The 10667-nt window shown below is 72.0% G+C and carries 8 protein-coding genes; 4 read left to right on the forward strand and 4 right to left on the reverse strand.

Annotated features, from left to right (window positions below; genetic code table 11):
• Nucleotides 1-25 precede the first annotated feature (25 nt).
• A complete protein-coding gene (locus tag ACFO0C_RS06035) occupies nucleotides 26-742 on the reverse strand; it encodes a hypothetical protein (RefSeq protein WP_378065501.1) in 717 nt (238 codons plus the stop codon).
• Between the two features lie 179 nt (nucleotides 743-921).
• On the opposite strand from ACFO0C_RS06035, the gene ACFO0C_RS06040 reads away from it, so the two are divergent.
• Nucleotides 922-1509, forward strand: coding sequence for a TetR/AcrR family transcriptional regulator (locus ACFO0C_RS06040; RefSeq protein ID WP_378065502.1), 588 nt, complete (start codon nucleotides 922-924; stop codon nucleotides 1507-1509).
• On the opposite strand, the gene ACFO0C_RS06045 is transcribed toward ACFO0C_RS06040, so the two are convergent.
• Entirely contained in the window at nucleotides 1463-2467 is a 1005-nt protein-coding gene (locus tag ACFO0C_RS06045; RefSeq protein WP_378065503.1) for an SDR family NAD(P)-dependent oxidoreductase, read from the reverse strand. The genes ACFO0C_RS06040 and ACFO0C_RS06045 overlap by 47 nt on opposite strands.
• Before the next feature lie 94 nt (nucleotides 2468-2561).
• On the opposite strand from ACFO0C_RS06045, the gene ACFO0C_RS06050 reads away from it, so the two are divergent.
• The 3 genes from ACFO0C_RS06050 to ACFO0C_RS06060 all read left to right on the forward strand — a co-directional run bounded on the left by ACFO0C_RS06050 (nucleotide 2562) and on the right by ACFO0C_RS06060 (nucleotide 8143).
• Nucleotides 2562-4553, forward strand: coding sequence for an MDR family MFS transporter (locus ACFO0C_RS06050; protein ID WP_378065504.1), 1992 nt, complete (start codon nucleotides 2562-2564; stop codon nucleotides 4551-4553).
• Between the two features lie 29 nt (nucleotides 4554-4582).
• Complete coding sequence (locus ACFO0C_RS06055) at nucleotides 4583-5785, forward strand: hypothetical protein (protein WP_378065505.1); 1203 nt, start codon at nucleotides 4583-4585, stop codon at nucleotides 5783-5785.
• Between the two features lie 96 nt (nucleotides 5786-5881).
• On the forward strand, nucleotides 5882-8143 hold the full coding sequence (locus ACFO0C_RS06060) for an FdhF/YdeP family oxidoreductase (RefSeq protein ID WP_378065506.1): 2262 nt from the start codon (nucleotides 5882-5884) through the stop codon (nucleotides 8141-8143).
• Here the strand turns inward: ACFO0C_RS06060 and ACFO0C_RS06065 are convergent.
• The gene (locus ACFO0C_RS06065; RefSeq protein WP_378065507.1) at nucleotides 8140-9108 is read right to left on the reverse strand and encodes a glycosyltransferase family 2 protein; all 969 of its coding nucleotides are present in this window, start codon (nucleotides 9106-9108) and stop codon (nucleotides 8140-8142) included. The genes ACFO0C_RS06060 and ACFO0C_RS06065 overlap by 4 nt on opposite strands.
• Nucleotides 9109-9223: 115 nt before the next feature.
• A complete protein-coding gene (locus ACFO0C_RS06070) occupies nucleotides 9224-10567 on the reverse strand; it encodes a glycosyltransferase family 39 protein (RefSeq protein ID WP_378065508.1) in 1344 nt (447 codons plus the stop codon).
• Between the last annotated feature and the right edge of the window lie 100 nt (nucleotides 10568-10667).

The raw sequence follows: 10667 nt of genomic DNA on the forward strand, positions 1-10667 counted from the left end.
TGAGGCCCGGCCGCCGCGAATCGATTCAGTATCCGCCGTGGCCGCCGTGGCCGCCACCATGGCCACCATGGCCGCCGTGGTGACCGCCGCCGTGCCCACCGTGGTGGCCGAACGGTCCGCCGAACGGTCCGTCATAGAAGGGCCCGCCGACCACGACGGGTCCGCCCAGCGGCACGATCGGCACGATCGGCTCCACCACCGGCACCGTCAGCAGGGTGACGGCGTCGTCGCACGCGGACAGGACGTCGACGGTGTCGCAGGAGTCGTCGTCGGACATGATCTGGCCGGTGTTCTGCGCCTTGTAGGCCTTGGTCGCCTTGTGGTGCCGGTTCGCCTTGTGGTGCTTGGCCGGCTTGTCGGCCAGAGTGCCGCCGGTCGGCTCGTCGGCGACCGGCTCCGGCTCGTCCGCCACCGGTTCGGGTTCGTCCGCCACCGGTTCGGGTTCGTCCGCCACCGGCGCGGGCTCGTAGTCCACGACGGGTTGAACGATCTGCACCGGTCTTTGGATGACGAGCGCATAGGGGCTGGCGATCCTCTGCGGGTAGTAGCCGCAGTTGTAGTCGGCGGCCAGCAGCGACAGCGAGTTCGCGTAGCCGCCGCAGTCGCTCATCGTGCTGTAGTAGCCGAGCACGTGCCCCGGCGGCCACCATCCCGGACCGGCGAGCGCCGGGGCGGCCCCGAACGCGGCTCCGGCCACCAGCCCGGCGCAGGCGGTGATCAATCCCCGAGTCGATTTTCGCATGTCAGACCTTTCCGAAACGTCGGCTGTGTCCCGCCTAGCTGAGCACGACGTCCGGAAGGTGGTGCGGCTTTCCCGGAAGTAACGCGAACGGGGTCGCCGTTGACCCCCGGGGGCCACCCGAACGTGGCCGGTGGGGCGCATGAGGTGCCTGAGGTGGCCGGAAGCCTACGATCGGGGTCATGGTGAGGCGCAGTGGCGAGGCGACTCGCGGGGAGATTCGTGCCGCGGCCGCCCGTCTGTTCCGGGAGCGTGGTTTCGCGCGGACCTCGGTTCGGGACATCGCGGCCCTGGCGGTGACGAACCCGGCACTGGTGATCCGGCACTTCGGCACCAAGGAGCTGCTCTTCCTCGACACCATGCAGTTCACCATCGACGACGAGCCGTTGTTCGACGTCCCGCTGGAGCGGTTCGGTGAGCGTTTCATCGAGGTCCTGCTGGCCGACGACGACATCCGCGGTGTCTATCTGGCGCTGGTCCGGGGCAGCAACGAGGAGCGGATCCGGGACCGGCTCCAGGCCATCCACGAGCGGACCTTCGTCGAGCCGGTGCGGGCCCGGCTGTCCGGCCCGGACGCGGACGTCCGGGCGCGGATCGCCGCGGCACTGGTGGGCGGGCTGCTGTACGCCCTGTGGGTGGTGGAGGACGAGGGCCTGGTGTCGGCCGGCCGCGACGAGCTGATCGCCCGTTACGGCGCGCTGCTCCAGCAGGCCCTCTCCGGCCCTACTGAACCGACCAGCCACCGTCCGACGGCAGCACCACCCCGTTGAGGTTCACCCCGTCGTCGCTGAGCAGGAAGGTGATCGACGCGGCCAGGTGCTCGGCCAGCGCCACACCCGGCATGAGCTGGAGGAAGGGCCCGGTCCGGTCGCGGCCGAACTCGGACTGGCCGACCGGGGCCATCCCGGTGGCCACGCCGCCCGGCGCCACCGCGTTGGTCCGGATGCCCTGCCGGCCGTACATGAAGGCGACGTTCTTGGTGATGCCGATGACCGCGTGCTTGGAGGCGGTGTAGGCGACACCGGCCGCGTTGCCGCGCAGCCCCGCCTCGGAGGCGATGTTCACGATCGAGCCGCGGCCGGCCGACAGCATGGCCGGGACCACCGCGCGGGTGAGGCGGAAGAGCCCGTCGACGTTCACCGCGAAGACCCGCTCCCAGACCGCGTCGGAGGTCTCGTGGATCGGGCTGAAGTCGTCGACCACCCCGGCGATGTTGGCGAGGCCGTCGATGCGGTCGCCGGCGGCGGCCACCACCCGGGCGATGTCGTCGTCGCGGGTGATGTCGGCGGTCACCGCGACGAACGCCTCACCCAGCTCGGCCTCGGCCTCCTTGAGCCGGTCGGCGGTGATGTCGACGCCGATCACCCGGCCGCCCTCGCGGACGATCCGGGAGGCGGTGGCCCGGCCGATGCCGGAGGCGGCACCGGTCACGATCACCGTCCGGCCGGTGAACCGGCCCGCGACGATCTGCTCCCTCCACCCCGTCTCTCCGGTGGCCTCCGGCACCACACCGCCGTTGACCCGAAGGACCAGCTCGTCGATCGCCGTCTGCGGCATCCTGCCCTGGCTGAGCTCGACCATCTGCTGGAGCGGCAGGCTGCGGATCGGGGCCAGCATCGAGGGGTCGGCGCCACCGGCGGCGAGCAGCTCCCCGAGGGCGGGCCCGCCCTCGGGGTGGTCCAGCCAGTCGCCGATGGTGCTGGCAGCGGTCAGCGGCTTCGTCGTCATCGGGGGTCCTCTCGCACGGGGGAAAGCGAAGTGAACTTAGTTTACTTCGGGATAGCCACTCCGGCGGACCCGCCGAATGGCGAGACTTCCTCGTATGCAGGTGCTGACCAAACGGCAGGTCAACGTCGTCTTCGTCGCCATCCTGCTGGGCATGCTGCTCGCTGCCCTCGACCAGACGATCGTGTCCACCGCGCTGCCGACGATCGTCGCCGACCTCGGGGGCGCCGGGCACATGTCCTGGGTGGTCACGGCGTACCTGCTGGCCGAGACGGTCTCCACGGTGCTGGCCGGCAAGTTCGGCGATCTGTTCGGCCGCAAACTGGTCTTCCAGGTCAGCGCGATCGTCTTCGTGGCCGGGTCGGCGCTCTGCGGCATCGCCCACAACATGGCGATGCTCGTCGGCTCCCGGGCGCTCCAGGGCATCGGCGGCGGTGGCCTGATGGTCACCGCCATGGCACTGATCGCCGATGTCATCCCGCTCAAGGACCGGGGCCGCTACCAGGGCGCGCTCGGCGCCGTCTTCGGCATCACCACGGTGGTCGGCCCGACCCTCGGCGGCCTGTTCACCGATCATCTGAGCTGGCGGTGGGCGTTCTACATCAACGTGCCGGTGGCGGCCGTGGTGATCGCCATGGCGGCGAAGGCGATCCCGTCGATCCGGTCGGCGGCCCGTCCGGTCATCGACTACGCCGGCATCGGGCTGGTCGCCGGGGCCTCGACCGCGATGATCCTGGCGCTGGAGTGGGGTGGCGGTGAATACGCCTGGACCTCCCCGATGATCATCGGCCTGTTCGCCGGCTCGATCCTCGGGTACGCCGCCTTCGTCGCCGTCGAACTGCGGGCGCCCGAGCCGATGCTGCCGATGCGCCTGTTCCGCAACTCGGTCTTCACGGTCTGTTCCACGCTCAGCTTCATCGTCGGCTTCGCGATGCTCGGCGCTATGACGTTCCTGCCCACCTACCTCCAGTACGTCGACGGCGTCTCGGCCACCGGCTCCGGGGTGCGCACCCTGCCGATGGTGGCCGGGCTCTTCACCACCTCGATGTTCTCCGGCACCGTGGTCAGCCGGACCGGCCGTTACAAGATGTTCCCGGTCGCGGGCGGGGCGACGCTGGCCGCCGGGCTCTTCCTGATGTCCACCATCGGGCCGGGCACCAGCGCCTGGCTGCAATCGCTGTACATGTTCGTGATCGGCGCCGGGATCGGCCTGTCCATGCAGGTGCTCACCATCGTCGTGCAGAACACCGTGCCGTACGCCGACCTCGGCACCGCGACCTCGGGCGTGACGTTCTTCCGTACCCTCGGCTCGTCTTTCGGGACCGCGATCTTCGGTGCCCTCTACAGCAGCCGCATCGAGGAGAGCCTCGGCGCCGCACTCGGGTCGGCGGGTGTCCCGGCCACGGCGGTGGCCGATCCGGCGGCGCTGCACCGCCTGCCCGCCGCGCAGTCCGCGCCGATCATCGAGGCGTACGCCGACGCCGTCACCTACGTCTTCCGCTGGGTCGTCCCGGTCGCCGTGCTCGGCTTCCTGATCGCCTGGCTGCTCAAGGAGCTCCCGCTGCGCGACAGCGCCCGGGCGGCGGCCACCGACGTCGGCGAGGGCTTCTCCCCACCGGTCCCCGACGACCGGCTCACCCAGCTGGAACGGCAGATCAGCGACACCATGCGCCGGGCCGGGCAGGACCGGACCGTGATGGAGCGGGTGCTCGCCGATTCGGGTGCCACGCTCAACCCGGCACAGGCGTGGGCCATGGGGCAGACCCACCTGCACACCACCGCCCGGGGCCGGGCCGAGGTGCCGGCCATCGCCCGGCACCACCGGATGCCGCCGGAGGTGCTCGAACCGGCGTTCACCGACCTGTGCGACGCCGGTTACGCCCGCCGCGACGGCGAGCGGGTCCAGCTCACCGATGCCGGGCAGGAGCAGTTCGAACGGGTGAAACATGCCTGGCACCAGTGGCTCGACGCACACCTCGACGACATCACCATGTCCGACCCGGACGACCGTGCGCTGCTCGATCAGGCACTCGGCAACATCGCCGGCCGCCTGGTCGACGAGGAGCTGGCCGCCCCCGGACCCCGATGACCCGGCACGAAGTCCGTTAGGGTCCAGCAATGGGATTGCTGGACAGGTTCGCCGGCTCGCCGCGCCGCCGCTTCGCCCATCTCGCTCTCCGGGTGGCCCGCCGCACCCCGGGCGTCGAGCGCGCGGAATACCAGCCGGACGACTTCGCCATAGCGATCCACCGGACCGGGGCCGACGGCCCCGCCCACCTCTACCTCGCCAACGTCTTCCGCGAGACGGCCGACGCCACCCCGGCGGAGCGCCGGGAGCGGCTGGAGAAGCTGTTGCGGCTGATGGCACCGATGCCGGAGGACAGCTGGGAGACGGTACGCCCGAAGCTGCGTCCCGTGGTGCGTCCGGTGACGTTCGGCGCGGCCGGGCCGGCCGGGATGCGCCCGCCGCTGTCCCGCCCGGCGATGCCGTTCCTGCGTGAGCTGGTCGTCATCGACGCCCCCGACGCGATGGCCTACCTCCTCCCGGACCGGATCGAGGAGTGGGGTGTCGACGTCGACGAGGTGTTCGCGGTGGCCCGGGACAACCTGGCCGCGATCGCCCGCGGCAGCCTGGACCGGGAGTGGCGGGACGGCTCGGCGGTGAGCATGTTCGACGACGGCGACGGCTACTTCACGTCGCTGCTGCTGGCGCCCGGCTGGCTGGCCGAGGTGGGCGAGCGGATGGGCGGGCCGGTCATCGCGTTCGCGCCGGACAACAACACCCTGCTGGTGGCGCCGCTGCCGGAGACCGGGATCGAGCAGATCTACGCGGTCGTCGAGCACAGCTTCGGCGAGGCGGTCCGCTACCTGTCGCCGGTCGGTTACGTGGCCGGGCCGCAGGGACGTACCGTGCCGTACGCTCCGCCGCCCGGCCACCCGCACCACGTCGCCGCCCGCCGTGCCGACGCCGTCCTGGCCCTCACCGAGTACTCGAACCAGACCGAGTGGCTGGCCGCCCAGTACGCGAAGGCCGGCGTCGACACCCACATCGGCGGTCTCGTCGCCGTCGAGCCCCCCGGCGGCGGCCCGGCCGAGACCATCGCCACCTGGACCGACGGGGTCAGCGCGCTGCTGCCGCGGGCCGACTCGATCGCCTTCACCGACGTGTCCGGCGGCGTCGACTTCCGGGTGCCGTGGCACGTCGCCGAGGAGCACACCGGCCTGGCCCCGGAGCCGCTGCTGGCCCCGGCCCGGTACCGCGTCGACTCCTGGCCGCGTCCGGAGGTGCTGGCCGAGTTGCGTCAGCGTCGCGTCGACTGAGCACGGCCCACCGGGTTTGCCGATCCCGGCGCTCAGGGAGCAGGCTCGACGGGAGAGACTGCATGCGGCGTACGGCGGTGAGTTGCGGGAGGTCCGATGCCGGCTTTGGACGACGAAGAGGCGAACCTGCGGGTGGGTCCGCCGGCCGACCACGCGGCCGGGCTGGAGGCGGTGCGGCTGAGCCTGGCCAACGCCGTCCGCAAGATGGGCGTCCGCAAGACCGCCCGCAACCTGGCCGTGCTCAACCAGCACGACGGCGTCGACTGCATGAGCTGCGCCTGGCCCGACCCGTCCGGCCGCCGGCACACCGCCGAGTTCTGCGAGAACGGGGCGAAGGCGGTCTCCTGGGAGGGCCAGCGCGACACCGTCGGGCCGGAGTTCTTCGCCGCGCACCCGATCGCCGACCTGGCCGGGCGCACCGACCACTGGCTGGAGAAACAGGGTCGGCTGACGCATCCGATGATCCGGCGCGACGGCGGCACCCACTACGAGCCGATCGAGTGGGACGAGGCGTTCGCCGTCATCGGCCGCCATCTGCGGGAGCTGGACAGCCCGCACCAGGCGGCGTTCTACACCTCCGGGCGGGCCAGCAACGAGGCCGCGTTCGTCTACCAGTTGCTGGCTCGCGCGTTCGGCACCAACAACCTGCCGGACTGTTCGAACATGTGCCACGAGTCGACCGGCACCGCCCTGATGCGGACCATCGGCATCGGCAAGGGCTCGGTCACCCTCGACGACCTGCACCACGCCGACCTGATCGTGGTCTCCGGCCAGAACCCGGGCACCAACCACCCGCGCATGCTCACCGCGCTGGAGGTCGCCAAGCGCGACGGGGCGAAGATCCTGGCGATCAACCCGCTGCCCGAGGCCGGGCTGATCCGCTTCGACAATCCGCAGAAGCCGCGCGGCCTGGCCGGCCGGGGCACCCCGCTCGCCGACCGGCTGCTGCGGATCCGCTCCAACGGCGACCTGGCCCTCTGGCAGGCGATCGGTCACCTGCTGCTGGCCCGGGGCGTGGCCGACAAGGAGTTCATCACCTCCTCCACCGTCGGGTTCGAGGCGTGGGCCGACCACGTCGCCCGGATCGACCGCGAGCAGGTGCTCGCCGCGACCGGCCTGACCTGGGACGAGATCGAGGCGGCCGCCGACATGCTGGCCGGCGCGGAGCGGATCGTGCACTGCTGGGCGATGGGCATCACCCAGCACCGCAACGCCGTCGCCACGATCCAGGAGTTCGTCAACGTCGCCCTGCTCCAGGGCATGATCGGCAAACCCGGCGCGGGGCTCTGCCCGGTCCGCGGGCATTCCAACGTGCAGGGCGACCGGAGCATGGGCATCTGGGAGCGGCCGTCGGCGCTGTTCCTGGACCGGTTGCGCGACGAGTTCGGGTTCGAGCCGCCCCGCGAGCACGGCCATGACGCCGTCGACACGGTCCGGGCGTTCCGCGACGGCCGGGCGCGGGTGTTCATCGCGCTCGGCGGCAACTTCGTGAGCGCCATGTCCGACACCGAGGTCACCGCCGCGTCGATGCGCAACGCCGCACTGACCGTGCAGGTCTCGACGAAACTCAACCGCAGCCACGTGGAGGCCGGGCGTACCGCTCTGATCCTGCCCACCCTGGGCCGCACCGAGCAGGACCTGACCGGCGGCCGGGTCCAGCGGATCACCGTCGAGGACTCGATGTCCGCCGTGCACGCCTCCCGCGGGCGGTCCGAGCCGGCCGGGCCGCTGCTGCGGTCCGAGATCGACATCGTCTGCGGCATCGCCGCGGCCGCGCTCGGTGACCGGCACGGCATCCCGTGGGACGGGTTCGCCGCCGACTACGAGGAGATCCGCGAGCGGATCGGCCGGGTGGTCCCGGGCTGCGACGACTACGCAGCGAAGATCCGCGGTGGCGGGTTCACCATGCCGCACCCGCCGCGTGACTCGCGGACCTTCCCGACGGTCGAGGGCAAGGCCGTCTTCACGGTCAGCCCGGTCGAGGTGATGACCGTGCCGGAGGGCCGGCTCATTCTGCAGACGCTGCGCAGCCACGACCAGTTCAACACCACGATCTACGGGCTCGACGACCGCTATCGGGGGATCACCTCCGGCCGCAGGGTGGTGTTCATCAGCGCCGCCGACCTGGCCGAGCTGGGCTTCGCCGACGGCGACATGGTCGACCTGGTGTCGGAGTGGTCCGACGGGGTCGAGCGGCGGGCCGAGCGGTTCCGTCTCGTCGGGTACGACACGCCCAAGGGCTGCGTGGCCGCCTACTACCCGGAGACCAACCCGCTGGTGCCGCTGGACTCGCAGGCCGAGGGGAGTGGCACCCCGACCTCCAAGTGGGTCCAGGTCCGCCTGGAGCGGGTCGCCTAACTCTCCGGGGCGGGGGTGGCGGTGGCGGCCGACTCGAAGAGGGCCGCCAGCGTCTCCACGCCGCCGCCCCACGCCGCGGCCAGCACCGCCGCGACCACCGTCGCCGCCTGGAGCGCGTGGTAACCGCCCCGGCCCGACCCGGCCCGGGCCAGGTTGCGGGCCACCGCGCGCGGCAGCGTCCGCCGCAGGTAGTCCTTCTCCGCGCCGAGCTCCTGGTCCTTCGGCATCAGCCCGGCCATCTGCACCTTGCCCCGGCCCTCGGCGTAGCAGCGCCGCATCAGGAACCCGAACGTCGACCGTTCGGCCGGTACCTCGTGGTCGATGGTGGCGTCCGGGACGTACATCCACCGGCCACCGGCGGAGGCGCTCATCCGCAGGCACAGTTCGGTGTCCTCGGGCCGGTTCTGGTCGCCGAGTTTGCCGAACCCGGTGCGGAAACCACCGACCGCGAGGAACGCGTCCCGCCGCACGATCATGTTCGCCGACCACACGTTGCGGATCGGCGCGGTCCGCGTCGGCATCCCGGTGTAGGACACCCCGACCGCCCACAGCAGCTCGTCCGGCAGCCAGGTGGGGCGCACCCCGGCCCATGCCGGGATGATGCCGCCGCCGGTGCCCACCACCGACGGGTCGGCGAACGGCGTGAGCTGCCCCGCCAGCCAGTGGGGACTGGCGACGGTGTCGTCGTCGAGGAACGCGATGAACGGCGTCCGCGTGTGGAAGGCGCCGGTGTTGCGGTTGCCGGAGGCGCCCCGGGCGTACGCGTTCTCCAGGACGGTCACGCCCGGGAACTCGCGCCGCAACCGCTCGGCCATCGGCGGATTGTGATCGACCACGACCACGATCTCGGCGGCCGGGTGCGTCTGGGCGTGTGCGGAGGCGATCGTCCGGGTGAGCGAGGCCCAGCGCTTCTCGCTGTGCGTCGGTATGACGATGCTGACGTCGATGCTACTGCTGGGCTCCACGCGATCGGCTCCTAGTTGCGGGGGGAGTGGCGAAGCGTGGCCGACTTTCCTGTGGTGAACCTATGAATCCGGCCCGCCGTCGATGGCGGGACCCGGGATCGGGCCGAAGGGGCCACTAACGGCGTTCCATCAGGGTGATGCCGACCGACGGATAGCTCCATCGCTGCACCACACGGTAGCCGTCACCGATCCGGGCGCGCTTGGCCGCCGACATGTGATCCAGCGGATCGGCCGGCGAATCCGTCCGGATGACCCAGATCCGCGGCGGATCGCCGAGGCAGGCCGCGTCCGGGCACTCGGTCGCGAGGAACCGCCCGTCGACCCGCTGCCCGGTGACCGCGAGGACGTCCGCCGGGCGGGGATCCCGCAGGTACCGCGACCAGATGTCCCGGGCCGCCCAGTCGATGTTCGAATACCGGTCGGCGAACACCGCGACGTCGCCCGCCCGGTACCGCGGCGTGATCACCTGTGCGATCCGCGCCGAGTCCTGCCCGTGCCCGGCCGGCTTGCGGATGTCGACCTGGGCCGGCCAGCCGAGCACCGCGACCAGCCCGATGATCCACGCGGTCCGCGACCCGGCGCCCCGGGCGGCGAGCACGACCAGTGCGGGTATCGCGATCAGCACGTACCGCGGCACCCAGATCGCGGCGACGGTGCCGGCGGCGAGCAGCAGCGCCGGCGGCACGAACCCGGCGGCGGCCAGAGCCCAGCCGATCCGGTCACGGCGCAGGCCGGCGACGGCGAGGGCGAGCACCATGCCGCCGGCGATCGCGGAGACGAAGAGCTGCGCGGGCAGCAGCCGCAGTGTCTGCACGCCGACCGGGTGGATCCAGGAGATCTGCGCGGTCTGGCGGGTCGCGTACAGCAGCAGGGCGGCCGCCGGCAGCCCGCCGATCACCGCGGCCGGCACCCAGGACCGCCGGACCCGGAACCCGGCGACGGCGTGGCCGGCGATCATCAGCAGCCCGCTGAGCGGATGCAGGATACCGGTCAGCGCGACGGCCGCCGCGTAGGCCGCGGCCCGGCCCCGGCCCGGCCGGTCGAGGAGGCGGATCAGCGCGAGGAGGGCGAGTGAGGCGAGCAACATCACGACGGCGTACGGCCGCGCCTCCTGCGCGTAGCGGGCGGTGACCGGCAGCACCGCCCACAGCAGCCCGGCGAGCAGGCCGGCGAGGTCACCGGCGGCGCGGCGGCCGAGCTCGGCGACGACCACGGCGGTGAGGACGGCGGCGACCAGCGAGGGCAGGCGCAGGGCGACCGTGCTGGTTCCGGCAAAACCAACAAACAACTTCAAAGCCGCATAGTACGGGGTGAGCACCGCATCGACCGAACCCCCGAGCCGCCACAGCTGCTCCCAGCCGAGCCGGATCGCGCCCCACGTGGCGAGCTCGTCCGCCCAGAGCGACGCCCCGCTCAGTCGCCATCCACCGATCAGTGCCGTGACCAGCGGCGGAAGCACCCAGATCAGAGCCCTGAGCCGTCGCCCGGCGGCCACTGGCGGGGCCGTCGGCGGGGGCTTCGGAGCGGTGACGGCGCTGATGACGGACTCCCGGACGCGA

The sequence above is a fragment of the Actinoplanes subglobosus genome (assembly GCF_042650585.1).
GTDB classification, from domain to species: Bacteria; Actinomycetota; Actinomycetes; order Mycobacteriales; family Micromonosporaceae; genus Actinoplanes; species Actinoplanes subglobosus.